This is a genomic window from Pseudoxanthomonas sp. 22568 (assembly GCF_052044485.1).
Lineage (GTDB): Bacteria > Pseudomonadota > Gammaproteobacteria > Xanthomonadales > Xanthomonadaceae > Pseudoxanthomonas_A > Pseudoxanthomonas_A beigongshangi.
Window position 1 is genome coordinate 232,293 of record NZ_JBQENC010000007.1, and the last position, 20,796, is coordinate 253,088.

At 67.6% G+C, this 20,796-nt stretch carries 19 protein-coding genes; 3 read left to right on the plus strand and 16 right to left on the minus strand.

Annotated elements, in window-relative coordinates:
- The first annotated feature begins 146 nt into the window (after nt 1-146).
- The 3 genes from lpxO to ACTJI2_RS11410 all read left to right on the plus strand — a co-directional run bounded on the left by lpxO (nt 147) and on the right by ACTJI2_RS11410 (nt 4,426).
- Nucleotides 147-1,061: a lipid A hydroxylase LpxO gene (lpxO, locus tag ACTJI2_RS11400; protein WP_183639069.1), complete on the plus strand. Its 915-nt coding sequence runs from the start codon at nt 147-149 to the stop codon at nt 1,059-1,061.
- Nucleotides 1,062-1,246: 185 nt separating this feature from the next.
- Nucleotides 1,247-2,911, plus strand: coding sequence for an energy-dependent translational throttle protein EttA (gene ettA / locus ACTJI2_RS11405; protein WP_183639071.1), 1,665 nt, complete (start codon nt 1,247-1,249; stop codon nt 2,909-2,911).
- A gap of 201 nt (nt 2,912-3,112) precedes the next feature.
- Nucleotides 3,113-4,426, plus strand: coding sequence for an NCS2 family permease (locus tag ACTJI2_RS11410; RefSeq protein WP_440842131.1), 1,314 nt, complete (start codon nt 3,113-3,115; stop codon nt 4,424-4,426).
- Between the two features lie 134 nt (nt 4,427-4,560).
- On the opposite strand, the gene def is transcribed toward ACTJI2_RS11410, so the two are convergent.
- The 16 genes from def to gspE all read right to left on the minus strand — a co-directional run bounded on the left by def (nt 4,561) and on the right by gspE (nt 20,744).
- Nucleotides 4,561-5,088, minus strand: coding sequence for a peptide deformylase (def, locus tag ACTJI2_RS11415; protein WP_440842132.1), 528 nt, complete (start codon nt 5,086-5,088; stop codon nt 4,561-4,563).
- Entirely contained in the window at nt 5,085-6,266 is a 1,182-nt protein-coding gene (gene pncB, locus ACTJI2_RS11420; protein ID WP_440842155.1) for a nicotinate phosphoribosyltransferase, read from the minus strand. Before pncB ends, def begins: the two co-directional genes overlap by 4 nt.
- 93 nt (nt 6,267-6,359) lie before the next feature.
- Nucleotides 6,360-7,205, minus strand: coding sequence for a glycosyltransferase family 2 protein (locus ACTJI2_RS11425; protein WP_440842156.1), 846 nt, complete (start codon nt 7,203-7,205; stop codon nt 6,360-6,362).
- Nucleotides 7,201-8,046 carry a glycosyltransferase family 2 protein gene (locus tag ACTJI2_RS11430; RefSeq protein ID WP_440842133.1) on the minus strand — a complete coding sequence of 282 codons (846 nt, stop codon included), beginning with the start codon at nt 8,044-8,046 and terminating at the stop codon, nt 7,201-7,203. The genes ACTJI2_RS11425 and ACTJI2_RS11430 overlap by 5 nt, the downstream gene beginning before the upstream one ends.
- Nucleotides 8,043-10,241, minus strand: coding sequence for a type II secretion system secretin GspD (gspD, locus tag ACTJI2_RS11435; protein ID WP_183639079.1), 2,199 nt, complete (start codon nt 10,239-10,241; stop codon nt 8,043-8,045). Before gspD ends, ACTJI2_RS11430 begins: the two co-directional genes overlap by 4 nt.
- Before the next feature lie 9 nt (nt 10,242-10,250).
- Nucleotides 10,251-11,042, minus strand: a complete 792-nt coding sequence (locus ACTJI2_RS11440) for a type II secretion system protein XpsN (protein WP_440842135.1) — start codon at nt 11,040-11,042, stop codon at nt 10,251-10,253.
- Nucleotides 11,032-11,685 (minus strand): type II secretion system protein GspM, encoded by a 654-nt coding sequence (gspM, locus tag ACTJI2_RS11445; protein WP_440842136.1) that lies wholly within the window; start codon nt 11,683-11,685, stop codon nt 11,032-11,034. Before gspM ends, ACTJI2_RS11440 begins: the two co-directional genes overlap by 11 nt.
- Nucleotides 11,666-12,805: a PilN domain-containing protein gene (locus ACTJI2_RS11450; RefSeq protein WP_440842138.1), complete on the minus strand. Its 1,140-nt coding sequence runs from the start codon at nt 12,803-12,805 to the stop codon at nt 11,666-11,668. The genes gspM and ACTJI2_RS11450 overlap by 20 nt, the downstream gene beginning before the upstream one ends.
- The gene (locus ACTJI2_RS11455) at nt 12,802-13,650 is read right to left on the minus strand and encodes a general secretion pathway protein GspK (protein ID WP_440842139.1); all 849 of its coding nucleotides are present in this window, start codon (nt 13,648-13,650) and stop codon (nt 12,802-12,804) included. Before ACTJI2_RS11455 ends, ACTJI2_RS11450 begins: the two co-directional genes overlap by 4 nt.
- The gene (locus tag ACTJI2_RS11460; protein ID WP_440842140.1) at nt 13,650-14,294 is read right to left on the minus strand and encodes a prepilin-type N-terminal cleavage/methylation domain-containing protein; all 645 of its coding nucleotides are present in this window, start codon (nt 14,292-14,294) and stop codon (nt 13,650-13,652) included. The genes ACTJI2_RS11455 and ACTJI2_RS11460 overlap by 1 nt, the downstream gene beginning before the upstream one ends.
- Nucleotides 14,291-14,713 (minus strand): type II secretion system protein XpsI, encoded by a 423-nt coding sequence (gene xpsI / locus ACTJI2_RS11465; protein ID WP_183639086.1) that lies wholly within the window; start codon nt 14,711-14,713, stop codon nt 14,291-14,293. Before xpsI ends, ACTJI2_RS11460 begins: the two co-directional genes overlap by 4 nt.
- Nucleotides 14,710-15,192 carry a type II secretion system protein XpsH gene (gene xpsH / locus ACTJI2_RS11470; protein ID WP_225562311.1) on the minus strand — a complete coding sequence of 161 codons (483 nt, stop codon included), beginning with the start codon at nt 15,190-15,192 and terminating at the stop codon, nt 14,710-14,712. Before xpsH ends, xpsI begins: the two co-directional genes overlap by 4 nt.
- A 15-nt stretch (nt 15,193-15,207) precedes the next feature.
- Nucleotides 15,208-15,651 (minus strand): type II secretion system major pseudopilin GspG, encoded by a 444-nt coding sequence (gene gspG / locus ACTJI2_RS11475; RefSeq protein ID WP_183639087.1) that lies wholly within the window; start codon nt 15,649-15,651, stop codon nt 15,208-15,210.
- Nucleotides 15,652-15,737: 86 nt separating this feature from the next.
- A complete protein-coding gene (gene xpsF, locus ACTJI2_RS11480) occupies nt 15,738-16,955 on the minus strand; it encodes a type II secretion system protein XpsF (RefSeq protein WP_203323469.1) in 1,218 nt (405 codons plus the stop codon).
- Between the two features lie 57 nt (nt 16,956-17,012).
- The gene (locus ACTJI2_RS11485) at nt 17,013-18,857 is read right to left on the minus strand and encodes a family 43 glycosylhydrolase (RefSeq protein WP_440842141.1); all 1,845 of its coding nucleotides are present in this window, start codon (nt 18,855-18,857) and stop codon (nt 17,013-17,015) included.
- Between the two features lie 219 nt (nt 18,858-19,076).
- Entirely contained in the window at nt 19,077-20,744 is a 1,668-nt protein-coding gene (gene gspE, locus ACTJI2_RS11490; RefSeq protein WP_203323480.1) for a type II secretion system ATPase GspE, read from the minus strand.
- Nucleotides 20,745-20,796: the final 52 nt, after the last annotated feature.

The following is a 20,796-nucleotide window of genomic DNA, read 5'->3' on the forward strand; positions in this document are numbered from 1 at the left end:
TTGAAATATTAGCCCACGGGCGTATGGCGGCCAACTCGGACAGGTGCCACCAGGCCCGTTCTGCCCGACAATGGGCGGATTCGCCCGACCGCGACCCCGCCGCCCGACCCGCCAGCCCCTCCGCCAGCCGGTCCCCTCCCCACTGGATGCCCCCGACCGTGAAATGGGTTCTCGTCTTCCTGTTCGTCGCTTGCGCCGTCTACGTGCACTTCCGCGGACGCGTGCGCCATCGCCTGGGCCGGCAGCTGCTGGACCACTCAACCTTCATGGCACCCATCAACGTGCTGATGTACGCCTGCTCGCGGGTGCCGACCACCCCGTTCCTGGACCCGGACAAGCATTTTCCCGAGTTGGCGCCGCTGCGCGCCCGCTGGCAGGAAATCCGCGCCGAGGCCCGGCACCTGCGTGAAATGCAGCAGATCAAGGCCGCCGACGGCTATACCGACGTCGGCTTCAACTCGTTCTTCCGGCGCGGCTGGAAGCGCTTCTACCTGAAGTGGTACGACGACGCCCATCCATCCGCCGCCGAGCTGTGCCCGGCCACCACCGCCCTGCTGCGCGAGCTGCCGGGGGTGAAGGCCGCCATGTTCACCGAGCTGCCGCCGGGCAGCGAGCTGCGGCCGCATCGCGACCCCTACGCCGGCTCGCTGCGCCTGCATCTGGGCCTGGAAACCCCCAACGACGATGCCTGCTTCATCGACGTGGATGGCCAGCGCTACAGCTGGCGCGACGGCGAATGGACCATGTTCGACGAGACCTACATCCACAGCGCCCGCAACGACAGCGCCGGCAACCGGATCATCCTGTTTTGCGACATCGAGCGGCCGATGAAGTACCGCTGGGCGGCGGCGTTGAACCGCTTCGTCGCCCGCAACCTGATTGCCGCGGGCGCCTCGCCCAACCAGGAAGGCGACAAGACCGGCGGCTTCAACCGGGCCTTCAAGTACTTCTACGCCCTGCGCCTGAAGAGCAAGGCCCTGCGCGAGCGCAGCAAGGGCCTGTACTACACGCTCAAGTACCTGGGCGTGGCGCTGGTGGTGGCCCTGATCATCTGGATCTGAGCCGGCCCCGGCCGTTTCCGCGCCGCCGGCTCCGGCCGTTCCCGGCCTGAACGGCCGGCGGGGAAAGCCCGGCCGGCCCCTTCCGCGCTGGCAACGCGCCCCCACCCTGCGGGATAATCCCCGTCTTCCCGCCCTGTCCCAGGCCATCCGGCCGGGCTCGGCGCGTCCCGGTTCCGGAGAGCCCCATGTCGCAATACATCTACACCATGAACGGTGTAAGCAAGATCGTTCCTCCCAAGCGCCAGATCATCAAGGACATCTCGCTGTCGTTCTTCCCAGGCGCCAAGATCGGCCTGCTGGGCCTCAACGGCGCCGGCAAGTCCACCGTGCTGAAGATCATGGCCGGCGTGGACACCGACTTCCAGGGCGAAGCGCGTCCGCAACCGGGCATCAAGGTCGGCTACCTGGCGCAGGAACCGGAACTGGATCCGAACAAGACCGTGCGCGAAGCGGTCGAGGAAGGCGTCGGCGAAGTGCTGCAGGCGCAGGCCGCGCTGGACGCGGTGTATGCCGCCTACGCCGAGGAAGGCGCCGACTTCGACAAGCTGGCCGCCGAGCAGCAGCGCCTGGAAGCGATTCTCGCCGCCGGTGACGCGCACATGCTGGAACAGCAGCTGGAAGTGGCCGCCGACGCGCTGCGCCTGCCGCCGTGGGACGCCATCGTCGGCAAGCTGTCCGGCGGCGAAAAGCGCCGCGTCGCGCTGTGCCGTCTGTTGCTGCAGAAGCCGGACATGCTGCTGCTCGACGAGCCGACCAACCACCTGGACGCCGAGTCGGTGGAATGGCTGGAACAGTTCCTGGCCCGCTACACCGGCACCGTGGTGGCGGTCACCCATGATCGCTACTTCCTCGACAACGCGGCCGAGTGGATCCTGGAACTCGATCGTGGCCGCGGCATTCCGTGGAAGGGCAACTACACCGACTGGCTGGTGCAAAAGGAAGAGCGCCTGAAGCAGGAAGAGAATCAGGAAAAGGCGCGCCAGAAGGCGATCGCCAAGGAACTGGAATGGTCGCGCCAGAACGCCAAGGGCGGCCGCTCCAAGGGCAAGGCGCGCCTGGCCCGCCTGGATGAACTGCAGTCGGTCGACTACCAGAAGCGCAACGAGACCAACGAAATCTTCATCCCGCCGGGCGAACGCCTGGGCAACAGCGTCATCGAGTTCAAGAACGTCTCCAAGAAGTTCGGCGACCGCCTGCTGATCGACGACCTGAGCTTCCTGGTCCCGGCCGGCGCCATCGTCGGCATCATCGGCCCGAACGGCGCCGGCAAGTCGACCCTGTTCAAGATGATCACCGGACAGGAGAAGCCCGACTCCGGCACCATCAACATCGGCCCGACCGTCAAGCTGGCCTACGTCGACCAGAGCCGCGACAAGCTGGAAGGCAACCACAACGTGTTCCAGGAAGTCTCCGGCGGCCTGGACATCCTCAACATCAACGGCGTGGAAATCCAGTCGCGCGCCTACATCGGCCGCTTCAACTTCAAGGGCCAGGACCAGCAGAAGCTGGTCGGTTCGCTGTCCGGTGGTGAGCGCGGCCGCCTGCACATGGCCAAGACCCTGCTGCAGGGCGGCAACGTGCTGCTGCTCGACGAACCGTCCAACGACCTGGACATCGAAACCCTGCGCGCGCTGGAAGACGCGTTGCTGGAATTCCCCGGCAACACCTTCGTGATCTCGCACGATCGCTGGTTCCTGGATCGCATCGCCACCCATATCCTCGCTTTCGAGGGCGACTCGCACGTGGAGTTCTTCCAGGGCAACTACCGCGAGTACGAGGAAGACAAGAAGCGCCGCCTCGGCGCCGAAGGCGCGCAGCCGCATCGCCTGCGCTTCAAGGCACTGAAGTGACGATTCGGCCCGTGGCCGGCAACGGCCATGGCTTTGCCGAACCGCCATCCCCGCGAAAGCGGGGATCCATCGTCCACCGGCAATAAATCCCGAAGGGCCGGATTCCCCCGAATCCGGCCCATTCTTTTTTCATCCCGGCTCGCCGGGCATCCGTCGCGGCACGCCCTGCGGTACCCTGCCCCCGGATGAAGAGGTAGCCCCATGTCCATTGATCGCCTGTTCCGCCTGAGCGAGCACGGCACCACCGTCCGCACCGAACTGCTGGCCGGCGCCACCACCTTCCTGACGATGTCCTACATCGTCTTCGTCAATCCGGAGATTCTCTCGACCACCGGCATGGATGCGGGCGCGGTGTTCGTCGCCACCTGCCTGGCGGCCGCGCTCGGATCGCTGATCATGGCGTTCGCCGCGAACTTCCCGGTCGGCATGGCGCCGGGCATGGGCCTGAACGCGTTCTTCGCCTTCACGGTGGTCGGTACGGCCGGATTGCCCTGGGAGCAGGCGCTGGCGGCGGTGTTCATCTCCGGCCTGGTGTTCCTGCTGCTCAGCCTCACCGGCGTACGCGCCTGGCTGGTCGCCGGCATCCCGCCGTCGCTGCGCGCGGCGATCGTCGCCGGCATCGGCCTGTTCCTGGCGATCATCGCGCTGCAGAAATCGCAGGTCATCATTGGCAATCCGGACACGCTGGTCGCATTGGGAACGCTGCATTCGCACGAACCCCTCCTGGCGCTGGGCGGCTTCCTGCTGATCGCGGTGCTGGAAGCACGTGGCGTGCGCGGCGCGATCCTGATCGGCATCCTGGTGGTGACGGCGTTCGCCGGACTGTTCGGCCATGTCGATTACCAGGGCATCGTCGCGGCACCGCCCAGCCTGGCGCCGACCTGGCTGCAACTGGATCTGCCCGGCCTGCTGCATCGCGACGACGGCACGCCGATCGCTGTGCTGTTGCAGGTGGTGCTGGTGTTCGTGCTGGTGGAAGTGTTCGACGCGACCGGCACGCTCTACGGCGTGGCCGGACGCGCCGGCTTGCTGAAACTGCCGGATGGGCAGAAGCGCTTTGGCCGCGCACTGCTCGCCGACAGCGGCGCCATCATCGCCGGTTCGCTGCTGGGCACCAGCAGCACCACCGCCTACGCCGAAAGCGCATCCGGCGTGCAGGTCGGCGGACGCACCGGCCTGACCGCGCTGGTGGTGGCGCTGCTCTTCCTGGTCGCCCTGCTGTTCTCGCCGCTGGCGGCGATGGTGCCGGGCTATGCGACGGCACCCGCCCTGCTCTACGTGGCCGGCCTGATGCTGCGCGAACTGGTCGACGTGGACTGGAGCGATCTGACCGAATCGGTGCCGGCCGCGCTGTGCGCGCTGGCGATGCCGTTCACCTACTCCATCGCCAACGGCCTGGCGTTCGGCTTCATTGCCTACGCCGCGCTCAAGCTCGGCACCGGCCGCTGGCGCGAAGTGCATCCGGCAGTGTGGCTGGTGGCCGGGTTGTTCATCCTGCGCTACGCGTTGGCGTAGGGTGACGATGTTGTTTTGCGGAAACCGGCGGAAGAGCTCGCGGCCGGAGGCCGCTCCTACCCTGGGTTTTACCTTCGCGGTGTAGGAGCGCCGTCCCGGCGCGAGCCTTTGGCGGATATCCCAGCCCCCTTGCTTCAGTCGTCGCCTTGCAAACCGGGGAACAGGATCTCGGTATAGCCGAACTGGCTGAAGTCGCGGATGCGCGAGGGATACAGCCGGCCAATCAGGTGGTCGCACTCGTGCTGCACCACCCGCGCGTGGAAGCCTTCGGCCTCGCGATCGATGGGCTGGCCCTGTGGATCAAAACCGCGATAGCGGATCGCGCGATGGCGCGGCACCACGCCGCGCAGGCCCGGCACCGACAGGCAACCTTCCCAGCCATCCTCCATCTCGTCGGACAGCGGCTCGATCACCGGATTGAGCAGGATGGTGCGCGGCACCGGCGGCGCATCCGGATAGCGATCGCTGTTGTCAAAGCCGAAGATGACCAGTTGCAGGTCCACGCCGATCTGCGGCGCCGCCAGGCCGACGCCGCCAGCCGCGGCCATGGTCTGGAACATGTCGGCGATCAGTGCGTGCAGTTCCGGGGTATCGAACCGTTCCACCGGGTTGGCAATCTTCAACAGCCGCGGGTCACCCATTTTCAGGATGGGATGAATCATGTCGTTTCCTCCACGTCCGGCAGTTCAAACACCTGCCGCAGATAACGCACGTAGCCTTCGTCCTCGCACATGCTCTTGCCGGGCGAATCGCTCAGCTTGGCGACCGGCTGGCCGTTGCAGCGGATCATCTTGATGACAATCTGCAAGGGTGTCGGCCCCAGATCGTTGGTCAGGTTGGTACCGATGCCGAACGCCAGCCGGCAGCGGCCACGGAAGCGCTCGTAAAGCCGCAGCACTTTCTCGACGTCCAGGCCATCGCTGAACACCAGCGTCTTGGTGCGCGGATCTATGCGCATCCTTTCCAGGTGCGCGAGGATTTCCTCGCCCCACTGGAGCGGCTCGCCCGAATCGTGGCGCATGCCGTCGAACAGCTTGCAGAAGTACAGATCGAAATCGCGCAGGAACGCCCTCAGGCCCACCACGTCCGACAACGCGATCCCCAGATCGCCGCGATATTCCTTGGCCCAGATATCGAAAGCCACCGCCTGCGAATCGCGCAGACGCGGACCCAGTGCCTGGAATGCCTGCAGCCATTCGTGCGCCATCGTGCCCAGCGGGGTCATGCCGTATTCGCGCGCGAAGTACACATTGCTGGTGCCGACGAATTGCGCCCCCAGCCCAGCCTTGAGAATCGGCAGCACGCGCGCATGCCAATCCAGCGAGTAACGGCGCCGGGTGCCGTAGTCGGCAATGACGCAATCCTCGCCGCCTTCGCGCAGACGCGCGATCTTGGCATCCAGCCGGCGTTCGCCTTCCGCGACGTCGGCAACGCCCGCATGGCGGAACCAGACCTCGTTGATGATCGCCAGCAGCGGCACCTCGAACAGGATGGTGTGAAGCCAGGGACCGACGATGTCGAGTTCAATTTCCCCGGGAATCGTCGGTGAGGCCCGCAATCGGATGTATTTGCGATCCAGGTGGAACAGGCCGAGGAAATCGGCGAAATCCGACTTGATGAAACGCAGCCCGCGCAGATAATCGAGTTCATCGGTCCGGAAGCGCAGCGTGCACAACGCATCGATTTCCGCGGAAATCTCATCGAGATGGTCCGCCAGCGGGACGCCCGGCGTGCGGCATTTGAAGCGGTACTGCACCTGCGCGGCCGGATAGTGATGCAGGACCGCCTGCATCATCGTGAACTTGTAGAGATCGGTATCGAGCAGCGAGGTGATGATCATCGGGCCGGGCCGTGCGGGAGCGCCGCCAGCATACTCCACGCGTTCCAGGCGCATGCGCCGTGTCCGCCGCCGCGACGACAGGCCCCGGCGGGGTCAGCGACGACGGAACAGCAACCGCAGCGCCACCGTCGCGAAATGCGCCCAGATCGCACCGAATACTCCGATGCGCACTCCCACGCCACGCTGGCTGGCCTCGAACTTGCCGAAATACCGCCACAGGCCCCGATGCTTGTGCCATTCCACGAAGAACGGCCGCGCGCGACTGGAGACGCCGCGGATATGCACCACGCGCACGCGGTTGGCCACGGCCACCAATGCGCCGGCCATACGCGCACGCCGGCACAGATCGAGATCCTCCGCGTGCAACCGATAGCCCTCGTCGAACCCGCCAAGCCGGCGGAACAGCGAACGCGGCATCACCATCAGCGCGCCGGAGAGTGCTTCCAGCGGTTGCAGCGCCTGCGCATCGTCCACCTCCACGCCCAATCGCGAGGCGGCGCCCGGCGCGGTCAACATCGCGGCGAAATCCGGATCGCGGCGACGCGCGGCGGTGTCTCGAATCCCGGCTTCGTCCACCAGATCCGCACCCAGCAACGCTTCCCCACCGGTGGCGGCCGCCAGATCGCGCAATCGGGCCAGGGTATCCGGCAACACCTGCAGATCCGGATTCACGAACGCCAGCCAGGGTGATGCCGAATCGTCCGCGCCCTGGTTGCAGCCGACCGAGAAGCCCGGATTGTCCGGGTTGGCGACGAAGCGTACGCGCGGATCCGCCAGCGCGTGGCGCTGGACCACGCTCACGGTGTCGTCGCTGGATGCATTGTCCACCACCCGGATTTCCGCCACGTCCACCGCATCGCGAAGGCGCTGCAGGCAGTCGTCGATGGTGCTGGCGCTTTCGTGGGTGACGACGATCGCGGCGATGGCGCGCGAATCAATCGAAGAGTTCACGTTGCGGCTCCGGCGCGCCGGCCTCCAGGTAAAGCGATGTCAGTTGCTCGCGCAGCGTGCGCACAGGGTCTTCCATCAGGAAATTCGCGAGCCGCGCATGCCAGGCCGGCCAGCGCGCGTTGATCGTGTCCATGTCACCGTCGGCGGGCAAGCCTTCACTCCCCCGCGCCACGAAGGCGGTTTCGCACAGCGCGTTGCGCCAGCCGAGGCCGGAAAGACGCAATGAGAGATCGATGAGCGCGGCGTACCAGGACGCGTAACTGCTGGCATCCAGTCCCCCGGCCCGCTTGCGGGCGCTGCCGCGGATGGCGACGGCGTGGGCGACGCCAGCGGGAAGTTCCGGATGCATCGGAGGCATCGCCGCGCAGGCATGCGCGGTACGCTCGAAATCAGCGGGTGGGGCCGAGATCTCACCGAGACGCGGCCACGCGGCGGCCTCGCCCGCATTGCACCAGGGCGTGGCGGTGGCGATGGAAGCATCGCGCGCCAGGCAGGCGGCCAGCTGCTGCAGCCAACCCGGCAGTGGCTGCGCATCCGGCGCGAGGACCACCACGTCCGCATCACCACAGGCCCGCAGCATTTCGTCCAGATGCGCGACCTCGCCGACCGGGCGCGGGCGCCGCGTGTAGTCCGCCTGCAAACGGGTGCGCTGCAGCCAGCGCTCGACGATGGCCAGTCCGCGCGGACCGGCTTGGCCGTCGTCGGCGAGCCAGATCCGCGTGCCGTCGGGCGTGCCCGCGTCCAGCGAACCCAGGCAGGCGTCCAGCGCGTCGTCGTCCGCGCCTATCGGCAGCAGGATGATGGGCAGGGCGGCTGCGGCTGCGCTCACTTATTGTCGGGCTGGTTCAACGGCTTCATCGCCCGGAAGCGCTGGCCGTACTCGTCGGTCAGATCTCTCGCTTCCTGCGGATCGCGGATGATGGTCGGGGTCAACAGAATGATGACTTCCTGACGGTTGCGGTTCTGACGCTGCGAGCCAAACAAGGCGCCAAGCACCGGAATCTTGCTCAGGCCCGGTATGCCCGAAGAGCCCTTGTCGAGGCTGTCGCTGATCAGGCCGGCCAGCATGATGGTATCCCCGCTACGGACTGCGGCTTCGGTCTTCATCCTGCGCGTGTCGATGTCGACGTTGCATGAGCGGCCGGTGGTACCACCGCAGGTGGCCGGGCGGGAGCCGGGCACGCTCAGTTCCTGGACGATGTCGAGGAACACCATGCCGTCCCGCGCAATGCGCGGACGAACCTTCAGCAGCGTACCGGTATCCAGGTACTGCACCTGCGAATAGGTATTCGTGTTCTGGCCGTTATCGATCGTGACGGAATCGATCGGAATCCGGGTACCGACATTCAGGGTGGCTTCCGCGTTATTGCGGATCAACAGGGATGGCGTCTGGAGCAATTGCACATCCGTGGCCTGATCAAGCGCGCTGATGATGGCGGCCGCGTTGTTACCGAGGAACGTCCAGCCGATACCGGTATCCGGACGAATGCTGCCACTGATGGAACCCCAGATGCGACGTCCCAGGGCACTGGGAAGAGCCGGGTCGGTCTCCTGGGTCACTGCGTTCTCGAAGAACCAGGAAACGCCGTAGCTCAGCTTGCCTGTCAACTTGACTTCGGCAACCTGCGCTTCGATGTGGACCTGCATGGGCATGACGTCGAGTCGTTCGACGACTTCCCTGATCGATTTCCATGCGCTCGCACTGGAACGCACCAGCAACGTATTGGTTTCCTCCACCGCCGCGACACCTACGCGGTCACCGTCGATTTGCAGGGTCAGGCTGGCGTTGCCATCGGACCGCGGCCCCAGACTCAGGTTGCCTCCGCCCAGGGTGCCGCCGGTACTGCCACCCGTCCCTCCGGTACCGCCGAAATCAACGCTGCTATTGCGGTCGTCCAGGCCACCATCGTTGATCTGGACCGGATCCGTTCCCGGCATCAGCGAGGCATTGCCGTTGCCGCCGGTGGTATCGCCGCGGTTTCCGCTGCCGGAACCGAACACCTCCGCCAGCCGCTGCGCCAGGTCCTTGGCCTTGATGTACTTCAGTTCGTACGAATACAGCCGCGCGCCCTCGCCCGCGCTGTCGATGCGTTCCAGCCACTGCTGGATCTGATCCAGGTAGGCTGGCTGCGGGGTGATCACCAGCACGGCGTTGGCGCCTTCCAGGGGCATGAAGCGGAACATGCCGGCGCTCGGGGTCTTGCTGGTTTCGCCGAACACCTTTTCCAGATCCGCGACCACCTTGGTGGCCTGCCCGGTTTCCAGCGGGAACACGCCCACCGACATGCCCGAGAGCCAGTCGACATCGAACACCTCGACCGTGCGCAGGTAGTTCTCCAGCTCCGTACGCGTACCGGCCAGGGTGATCAGGTTGCGGGTGGTGTCGATGTTGACGATGGCGTTGGGGCGCGCATAGGGCTCCAGCACCTTCTTCATCTCGGTGGCGCCGATGAAGCGCAGCGGCACCACCCGCACCTCGTAGCCGCGCGCGTTGGCGGCGCCGCCGGTGCGCGGGGCGACCGTGCCGACCATCGCCTGCTCGGCCGGCATGATGTTGTAGCGGCCGTCGCTGTAGACCATGCGCGCGTTGTTCTGCGCCAGCACCTGTTCCAGCAGGGTCATCGCCTGCGCTGGCGACACCGGCTTGGGCGTGCCCAGGGTGACCGTGCCCTGCACGCCGGGCGCGATCACGTAGTTCTGGCCGAGCATGTCGCCAAGGATGGCCTTGACCACCGCGTGCACGGATTCGCCTTCGAAGTTGAAACTGGCCGAACCCGAACTGGCGCCGCCCAGCGACGGCATCGGCGCCGCCGCCGCGCCGCGGTTGATCATCTGGCCGCTGCCGCGGCGGATGACCGGGCGGGGACCGCTTTCGGGTTCCTCGGTTTCAGCCAGTGGCGAGGTCTGGGCGGTACCCGGGGTGGCCGGGGTCTCTCCGGCGCGCCGGACGTCCGGCGTGGGCGCGGTGGCGCAACCCGCCAGCAGGCCCAGGCAAACGGAGAACAGGAATAGGCGTGACTTCATGCCGGCACTCTACTGATTCGGATTGGGTGGTGGCGCGGGCGGCGGAACCGCCTGGCCCTGTTGCTGGCGCATCTGCGCGCGGCGCGCCTCGATGCGTTTGCGGATCGCTTCCATCTGTTGCTCGGTGGTCATCGCCGGCTGCTCGGCCGGTTCCTGCGCCGGTTGGACCGGCACCACCTGGCCCGTGGCCGGCGCATTGCCCGGAGCGGGTTTTGGCGGCGCGTTGCCACCGGTCTGTGGCGGCACGGGAACCGGCGCGGCGATCGGCGGCGGTGTCCCCGATACGCTGGGCGGCTGGCCGCCCGTGCCGTCGAACACCCGCAGTTCCAGTGTGCGCCGCCCTTCCGGGCCTTCGAACACCGCGGTACGCGGCTGCAGATCCACCAGCATCCATTGCGGCGCGGCGCTGGCCGCTTCGCCCTGCTTGATCCGAACGCCTTCGCCACCCTGGCTGGGCTGCAGGATTGCCATCCGGAAGCCGGGCGTGATCAGCACGCTGGTCAGGACATAGTCGAAGCTCGGCGCCTGCGCTTCGGCGTCGTTGGTCAGGTAGAACGGCTGCGGCCGCCGTGCCTCGTAGAACGGTGGACGCGCGACCAGTTCCGAGTACTGCGCCAACGGTCCCAGGCGCTCCGGCGCCGCCTTGGGCAAGGTGGGCAGGCGTGGCGCGCTGCCCGGATCGTCGGCCAGCGGCGTGATGCGGCCGCCCAGGCCGGCCAGGGCCAGGATCGCCACCAGCACGGCCCAGCCGGCGACCGTGCCCAGCAACAAGGTGCGCGGACCGAGCGAATCAAGGCGCATCGCCGCCCTCCGGCATCGTCATCGCCGCGGGCGCGGCGGGGGCGGTCGGCGCGACCACGCCGGGCTTCAGGTAGCCGTACAGATCGAAGGTGACGTCCAGCCCGCCCGTGCCGCCTTCCGGCGCCATGTAGGCGTAGTTGCTGGAGAGGATGTTGAGATTGTCCACGAACAGGCGCGGGCTGCCGGATTCGAGGGCATGCAGCACCGCGGCCAGTTCCGGGGTGCCGCAGCGCAGGCGTACCTGCACCGCCACCCGCGCGAAGCGCTCGCCGGTGGCCTGTGGCAACGGCGACTGGTTGGCGATGCCGCAGCTGCGGTTGCCGGGACTGGCTTCCTTGACCACGGCTTCCAGGCGCTGGACCAGGCCGGCGGTGGCCAGTTCGGTGCTGGCTTCGCCGAGGAAACCGGGACGCTGCGCCTGCAGGGCCAGCGCCGCCGCCAATTGCTTCTCCACCGCGGGCGCCTGCTGCAACTGCGTGCGCACGCGCAGTTCGCGCTCGCGCAGCGCCTGGATGCGTTCGTTCACTTCCAGCATCGGCTGGGTCCACCAGGGATGCACCAGGACCAGGTAACCGAGCAGCAGCACGGCGGCCAGCAGGCCCAATGCAAGCCAGCGCTCGCGATCAGTCAGCGCGCTTGCCATTCTGATCTCCGGTGCCGGGGGTGGGAGGGGCCGTGGTGCCGACCAGTTGCGCGGTGAGGGTGAAGCGATCACGACGGCGGGTCTGGTCCGGCTGCAGGGCGCCACTCAGCGCGGGCGAGCGCCACAGCGGGGACCCCTGCAGCTTGGCGACCAGCGAGGAAGCTTCCTGGCTCAGGCCGATCACGACCAACCGATCACCTTCGATGGACATCTTTTCCAGATGGGTACCGTCCGGCAGCCGGCGACTGAGTTCATCCAGTACCTCGACCGCGGTCGGGCGCTGCGCGCGCGTACGCTCCAGCGCGTTCATGCCTTCGACCAGGTCCACCAGTTGCTGTCGCTGCGCGGCGACCCGGCGCGCCTGTTCGGTGCGGGTGCGCAATGCGGTCTCGAATTCGTCGGCCGCGTTGCGCCGGTTGTCCAGTATCGTCCAGGCGGCGAACACCACCGCCACCAGCGCAAGCGAAGCCAGGATCAGGTGCCAGCCGCGCATCGGCGCCTGCCGTATCCGGCGTTCGGCGGGCGCCAGCAGGTTCACGCCCAGCGGTGTTCCCTGCGGGGCCGCGACGTCCACGCCGGCCAGTTCACTGGCCAGGCCTCCCAGCGGCGCCAGCGCGGCGTCGAAGCGCGCCCTCGGGATGACGACCAGATCGACTTCGAGCTGGCCATCCTCGCGCCGCTGGCGCAGGCTGGCGTCGTAGCAGACATCGTCCGCGCCGAAAGGCGTCTGCCGATCGATCTCGAATCGCACCACGTCGCGCAGTCTGTCCGCCGCCGCCGCGGGCAATACCAGCGGACGCCGCAACACCGCGTCGGCCGGCAGCAGCAGCCAGCGCGGCAATCCGGCCATGCGCTTGCCGAGCAAGCCATCGAGATCACCGACATCCAGCGGCAACGGCAGGCGGGCCAGCTCGCGCACGCCTTCCGTGCTCTGCCACGCCAGTACCCCCTGATCCTCCTGCTGACTCAGCAGCAGGCGATCCTGGGTCAGGCCCAGCAGCGAGCGCCAGCGGTGCGGCAGCCAACTGGCCAGCGCCCTGCCCCACCATCCGAGCAGCCCGCCGGCTCCCGGCAACAGGCGCGCGCGCAGGCTGTCCATGCTGTCGCGGATCGTGCTCATGGCGGTGCAGTTCCCTCTTCCCAGCGCAAAACGGTGTACGCCATCCCCGGCACGGGACCGCCGCCGGCCCGTATCACCGCGCGCAACGTCGCTTCCCGTCCATCGCGAAGCGTCGCGTGGCTCTCGATACTATACGTGCCGCTTCCGCCGCCGACGAGTTGGGCCCCGGCCTGATCGGGAGGCAATGCGCGCTGGGCGAGGATCCGTTCGGCGTCCAGGCCCATCGCGATCAGCACCGGACCCGGCGCGTAATTGGCATCCGGCAAGGTGCGGCCGGAGTACAGGGTCAGGTAGGGCGCCAGCCGCTCGTAGTATTCGGGCGTCATGCCCAGGACCAGCTGCAGTTCGGCCACGCTCTCGAACGGCGCGTCCTTGGCGCCGTATTCCAGGCCTGCCGCGGCGTAATCCGGATCCTCGGCGCCGCCGCGCGGCTGTCCGAGCGAATCGGCATCGCGCCAGTCGAGGATCGCGGCGGCCAGCTGCGGTGCGGTTTCCTCCGGCACGCCGCGCACCCGCAGCAGTTGTTCCAGCAGGCGGACGTCGGCCTGGTTCAGATCGACCTTGCCGCTTTCGTCGATCGCATTGATCCGCAGGCGGCTGCCGGAAAACATCCAGTCGTAGCCACGTCCATCCGGCATCCAGCGGGTCTGCGGCTGCTGATCGGCAATCCGCACCAATGCGTAGTCGATGCCGGCGCGGGCCAGTTCGCGGGCGACGGTGCCATCCCGCGCAACCTGGCCCTGCAGCGATTCCATCCGCGCGGTCACCGCGAACGCGCCGATCAGCGCCGCCAGCAAGGCGGTCAGCCACAGCACCAGCAACAGCGCCGCGCCGCGTTCGCGCATCACAGGCCTCCCGGCGGCTGCGCGCCGCCCCCTGCGCCACCCTCGCTGTGCACCAGGGTGACGATCAGTTCCGGCCAGCGCGCGCCGGCCTCGGTTTCCACCTCCACCGCCACCTGCAAGGGCAGGATTTCCGCGGTGCGCCAGGCTTCCTGCCACGGGCCGGGCTGCCCCTTCTCGTCCAGGCCGCGATAGCGGAAACGCGCGTTGCGCAGGCCGTCGGCCATCAGCTCGGGGGCGATGGGGTCCGGCGTTTCCACCGCCTGGCCGGCCTGCACGACCGTGAACCGCGCCATCAGGCGTCCCCGTTCGTCGAAGGTCAGGTCGTACAGGTGCGGTCCGCCCCGACCGAGATAGTTGGGCAGATCCGCGACGAAGCGGATGCGCCTCGGCTCGCCAAGGAAACGCGACTGCCGGAACGTGGCCGGATCGGTGGCGAATACCACCGGCAACGCGGTGCCGATGCGCTGGCGCAGGAAACCTTCCACCGCACGCGCGCGTTCGTTCTGCTGCGCGCGAATCTCGCCGCGCTCGACCATCGTGGTCGATGCGCGCACCGTGGCGAAGGCCAGCGCGAGTCCCGCCGCCAGCAGCACCAGCGCCAGCAGCATCTCCAGCAGGGTGAATCCATGCGCGCGGCGGCTCACGGCACGCTCCGGCTGCGATTGGGATCCGGCGGCACCAGCCGCAGCGTGTCCCATACGATCCGTTGCCGTGGCTCGTCGCCCCAGCGGGTGATCAGGCGCAGGCGCAGCAGTTCCGGCGCCGAAGGATCCCGAATCGGCGTCAGTGCCTTGATCGGATCGTCATACGGCGCGATCTCCAGTTCCCAGCGATAGCGGCCGTTCTCGAACTCGCCCTCGCGGCGGCCCGGCTGCAGGAACTCGCCCACGCCGATCTGCGCCAGCAGCGACTGGGTGTGCAGCGAGGCGCGGGTCGCGTCGTCGGCCGCGCGGATCTGGCGGGTGGCGCCGGACAGGGAACCCAGCAGCAGCGTCAGCGCGAGCGCCATCAGCGCGAACGCCACGATCACCTCCAGCAGGGTGAAACCGTGCGGACGCCTCATGTGCCGCCGCCCCCGCGGACCACCTGCACTTCGCCGGTCAGCCAGGCCACGTCGATGCGCCAAACGGCCTGGCCGCTGCTCAGCCGGATCTGGCCACCGCTGGAACCGCCGTCATGGAAGAACATGATCGCGCCCACGCCCGGCTTGGGCTGGACCTGGCGCGCGCCGACAAAGGCGATGCCCAGCGACGCCGGCACCGTGCCGCGATGCCGGTTGGGGGCCTGCCAGCGGCGATTTTCCGGATCGATGACGAAACGCTGCGGTTTGCCGGTCGCCATCGCCTGCGCCCGCGTGTAGCGCAACTGCGCGGCGATTTCGCGCGCCTCCGAACGCAGGCGCATGCCATCCAGTCCACCGGTCAGCACCATCGCCGCCAGCGTGCCGGCGATGGCGATCAGCATCACCACCAGCAGCATTTCCAACAGCGAAACGCCGCGGGCATCGCGCGGCGCTCGGAAGGAAGTGCGAAGGCCGCGCATCGCGCCGTATCCGGCTTACTGGAACCGGATGTCGGCGTCGTAGCTCTCGCCGCCGGGTTTGCCGTCCTTGCCGTAACTCATCAGATCGAACGGCTGGGATTCGCCCGGCGCCCGATATTCGATCACATGGCCCCACGGGTCCTTCAGTTCCGCCGGCTTGGCGTAGGGTCCCAGCCAGCCCGCCGCATTGGTCGGCGCCGTTACCAGATCGTCCAGCCGCGACGGCAGGCTGCCGGTGTCGAGCTGGTAGTTCTCGACCTTGCCGGCCAGGGTCTGGATCTGGGTCTTGGCGAGATTGGCCTTGCCGCGATCGGCGCCGCCCAGCAGGCGGCTGCCGACCAGCGCCATGATCCCGCCGATCAGGATCAGCACGATGATGATTTCCAGCAGGCTGAAGCCGGACTGCGAGGCCGGCGAACGGAAGCGGGGGCCGGAACGGGTTCGGAAGGGCTGGCGCATCGGTGTATTCCTGTCGTATGCGTTGATGAAGTGAGGGGAAAAAGTCTGGTGGATGGTGCCTGAACCGGTTGTTCGGCCAACCGGGCTCAGCCGATGGCGTTGGTCAGACCATACAACGGCAACAGCACCGCCAATATGACCAGGCCCACGACCAGCGCCAGCACCAGGGTGATGACTGGGACCAGCAGCGCCAGCAGTCGTTCCATGGCCTGCCCGGTTTCCTGCTCGAAGGTATCGGCGGTCTTGAGCAGCATGCTGTCCAGCGCGCCGGATTCCTCGCCCACCTGGATCATCTGCAGCGCCAGGCGCGGGAACCGCTTGCCCTTGCCCAGCGAGGCGGCCAGCCCGTGACCGTTCTTGACCTGGTCGGCGGCGGCGTCCACGTCCGCCCACAGCGCCCGGTTGAACAGCACGTTGCGGGAGATGCCCAGCGCGGCCAGCAGCGGCACGCCGTTGCGCAGCAGGGTGCCGAGGGTGCGCGCCAGGCGGGCGGTCTCCAGCCGTGCCACCAGCGGGCCGACCAGTCTCCGTTCGAGGATCCAGCGATCGAAACGATCACGGAACGCCGGATCCCGGCGCTTGCGGTCGAACCAGAGCAGCAGCACGGCGGGCACGGCAATCAGCACGAACCAGGCCTGCTGCACGAACGCACCCGTCGCCATCACCCCGCGGGTGAACCAGGACAGCTCGACGTCCAGGCTCTCGTACATCTGCGAGAACTGGGGCACCACGTAGCCCAGCAGGAACAGCAGCGCGAACCCGACCACCACCACCAGGATGGCCGGATAGATCAACGCGTTGATCACGCGACCGCGCAGGTTGCGGCTGCGTTCCAGGTAGTCGGCCAGCCGGGCCAGGGTGTCCTGCAGGCTGCCACCGGCTTCGCCGGCGCGGACCATGTTGATGTAGAGCCGGCTGAACACGCCATGCTGGCGTTCGAGCGCCACCGACAACGGCGCGCCGCCGCGGACCGCGTCGCGCACGTCGGCGATGATGTCGCGCGCGCGCCCTTCTTCCGGCATGTCCAGCAGGATCGACAATGCCCGATCCAGCGGCTGCCCGGCGCCCAGCAGGGTCGCCAGCTGTTGGGTGAACTGGACCAGGCGATCCCCGGCCAGCGGCTGCTGGCGCAGCAGTCCGCGCAGCGAGGTGCCCCCGCGGACGTCGGCCGCCAGGCGCGCCTCGACCGGCAGATGCCCCTGCTCCTGCAGGCGCGTCGCCACTTCGGCGTCGCTGCTGGCCTCCATCTGGCCTTCCAGCAATTCGCCGCGCGGGTTCAGGGCCTTGTAGCGGTACAGGGGCATCGGCAGGGGCTTCCTTGGCGTCCGAGCCCCTAAGCATACGCGCGCAGGATTTCCGCGCTACGGGATCGGAACCGTTTCGCTCAGGGAAGAGACCCCGTTCTCATCGAATGCCTCGACCGCGACGTGATAGGAAACGCCCGCGTTCAGTGCCCGGACCTCCAGCCGTGCCGGCTGATCCGCGAACACCTGGTAGGTGGAATGCAGGCGATCCGGCGAGATTCCCCAGCGCACGTTGTAGCCCACCGCGCCGGTCACCGGATGCCATTGCACGGTCACCTGGCGCGGATCGGCGTCGCGCCTGGCCTGCACGCGTTGCGGGGTCGCGGGGGATTTTCCGTCTGCATTGCCGAACACCCGCAAATCGCTGATCGCCAGGTGCGCGGCGCCGACGTGGCCATGCACGTAGCGCACGTGCCGCGCGCGCACCGGCGCGGCCAGGGGCAGGTAGGCGTTGGGCCGATCCCGGCGCGGTCCGTCGGTGGCGGCCAGTGGCTGCCAGTGGCGGCCGTCGAGCGAGTACTCCAGGCGGAACTCGGTATAGATGTCATCCGAATCGCCATAGAGTCCGGACTGGTAGTCGGCGAAGTTGACCTGCACCGCGCGCACGCTGCGCTCGCCGCCCAGATCCACGCTCAGCGTCTGTCCGGCCGCATTGTCCGCGGCAACCCAGAACGTGCGCGGATTCTCGTCGGTGGCGTTGGCCGCGGCGAAATCCTTGTGCACCGACGACGCGCTGGCGCGCTTGCGGTAGGACAACAGCATCCAGCCGGTGAACAGGCTTTCCGGATCGGCGTTGGCGGCATCCGGCACATAGTGGGGGAAGTCGCCGAAGCGCGTGGACACGGACATCTGCCCTTCTGCGCCGAACGCTGCGGGGAACATCGCGATCCGCCGCTCGAAGGTCCAGTTGTAGCCAATCCAGGGCGTCCCGGTGTTCCACCAGTTGCCATGCGCATCCTGGAAGGTGGAGCCGTGTCCGGCGCCATGCACGAACCCGCCGGGCTTGTAGCCCACCGGGTTGTAGGGCGCGTACTCGAACGGCCCCAGCGGACCGTCGCCGACGTAGACGCCGGTCGCGTAGGCGTTGTATTCGGTGCCGGGCGCGCCGTATTGCAGGTAGTAGCGGCCGCCGACCTTGTTCATCCACGCGCCCTCGATGTAGGTGGGGCTGTTCTCCTCGCGATGGTCCTGGCCGAAACGCTCCCAGCCATGCCGCTTCGGATCCAGCAGGATCAGCGCGCGTGGCTTGCCGATGTAGCGCATGCCGCGATCCATGTCGAGCTCGATGCCGTAGAGCGGAAACGTATCGGAAGATCCCCAGTACAAGTACCAGCGGCCATCGTCGTCCTTGAAGAACGACGGATCCCACGGTCCAGGCGGAACCTCGGTGGGTTGCGGGTCACCGACGCGCCAGGGTTGCATGAACTGATCCATGCCGGGACGCACCGCGTTGGGAAGCTCCGGCGTCCGGCGGGTGAAGAAATCGAAAACGCCATGTTCCGGGTCACGGCTGACCAGCACCGCGCCGGGACTGAACATCGAGCGCATCAGCAGCAGGCGGTCGTCATCGGAAATCGCCGCCGGCGCGACCATGCTGTCGAAGGGCCAACGACTGGGTTCGATGAAACGCCAATCCACCAGATCGGTCGAACGCCAGTAGCCGTCGGCCAGGGTCTGGAACAGGTAGTAGGCATCGCCATGCCGGACCACCACCGGATCGGCGCCGGTGCGATAGGAGATCTCCTGGTTCAACTGTTCGAAGTTGTAGCGGTAATCGATGTCGATCGGATTGGCATAGGTCTTCCTCCCCTCGGGCGCCGGGGACGACCCGGTCGCCTGGGCCGCCGCGGCCAGTGAAAACAGCAGGGCGCCGGCCAGCCGGCGGAAAACGGTGCGCGCCACGACTCCTCCAGGAACGGTCCACTGAAAACGTTTTCAGTCCCCGGAGTATTGCCTCCCGTCCGCCCGCGGGAAAGCCGCAGTGCAGCGAAACGTCGTTCGCTCGAAGCTAGGGATGTCAGGCGCCCCGGATTCGTCCAGGAACGCGCGGCATGGCGCCCCCCTGCCCCATCCGGCCATTCCATCGCCGGGCGCCGCGGACACCCCGCCCGTCGTCGGCCCTCAGGCTTCCTCGGTGACCCGCAGGACTTCCTCGATCGTGGTCTGCCCGGCCAGCGCCTTGGCGATGCCGTCCTCGTACATGGTCTGCATGCCGCCCGCCCGCGCGATCTCCTCGATCTCGCCCATGCCGGCGTGGCGCATCACCGCACGCCGCAGTTCGTCGTTCATCACCAGGAATTCGATGATCGTGGTCCGGCCCAGGTAGCCGGTCGGCGCGACGGCCGACGGACGCGGGCGGTACAGGACGATGTCGCCTTCCGGCTGGAAGCGGCGCAGGCCGAACTTCTCGATCTCCTCGGGCGAGGCGCGGTACGGCTCGGCGTGGGTCGGCTCCAGCCGGCGCACCAGGCGCTGGGCGAGGATGCCGTTGATCGTGGAGGTGAGCAGATAATCCTCCACCCCCATGTCGAGCATGCGGGTGATGCCGCCGGCGGCGTTGTTGGTGTGCAGCGTGGACAGCACCAGGTGGCCGGTCAGCGCGGACTGGATGGCGATGCGCGCGGTTTCCAGATCGCGCATTTCGCCGATCATGATGATGTCCGGATCCTGGCGGACGATGCTGCGCAGCGCATGCGAGAAATCCAGCCCGATCTGCGGCTTGGCCTGGATCTGGTTGATGCCCTCGATCTGGTATTCGACCGGATCCTCGACGGTGATGATCTTGACGTCGCTGGTGTTGAGTTTGCTCAGCGCGGTGTACAGCGTGGTGGTCTTGCCCGAACCCGTCGGCCCGGTCACCAGCAGGATGCCATGCGGCTGCTCCAGCACCTTCTGGAACTGCGGCAGGAACGCGTCGGTGAAGCCCAGGCGCTTGAAATCGAACACCACGGTCTCGCGATCCAGCAAACGCATGACCACGCTCTCGCCATGCGCCGTGGGCACGGTGCTGACGCGCAGATCCAGCTCCTTGCCCTGCACGCGCAGCATGATGCGGCCGTCCTGCGGCAGTCGGCGTTCGGCGATGTTGAGCTTGGCCATGATCTTGATGCGGCTGATCACGGCGGCGGTGAGGTTGGCGGGCGGACTCTCGGCCTCCTCCAGCACGCCGTCCACGCGATAGCGGACCTTCAGCCGGTTCTCGAAGGGCTCGATGTGCACGTCCGAAGCGCGCAGTTCCACCGCACGCTGGATGATCAGGTTGACCAGGCGGATCACCGGCGCCTCGGACGCCAGGTCGCGCAGGTGTTCTACGTCGTCCAGGTCGCCGGCGGTCTCGCCGTCGGCGTTCTCCACGATGGCGCCCATCGCGCTGCGTCCCTGGCCGAAGTAACGCTCGATCAGATCATCGATCTCCGAACGCAACGCCACCCGCTGGCGCACCGCCTTGCCGGTCGCCAGTTGCACGGCTTCGACCGGGTAACCGTCCTGCGGATCGGCCACCAGCAGATCCACGCCGGCCTCGTCCTCGCCCACCGGGCAGACATGGAACTGCTTGAGGAAGCGCACCGACAACGGCGTCGCCTCGGGCGGCAGTTCGGGCAGTTCCTTGACGCTGACCAGCGACAGGCCCAATACGTCGGCGGCCGTCTCGGCATGATCGCGCTCGGACACCAGCCCCAGCCGCGACAGCAGCGACAACAGGCTGCCGCCGGTTTCCTCCTGCACCCGCCGCGCCCGCGCCAGATCGGGCTCCTTGAGCTTTCCACGCGACAGCAGCGCGTCGACCATCCGCTCCTCGGCGCCGACTTCGGTGGTCTGGGATTCAATCAGGGCGTTCACG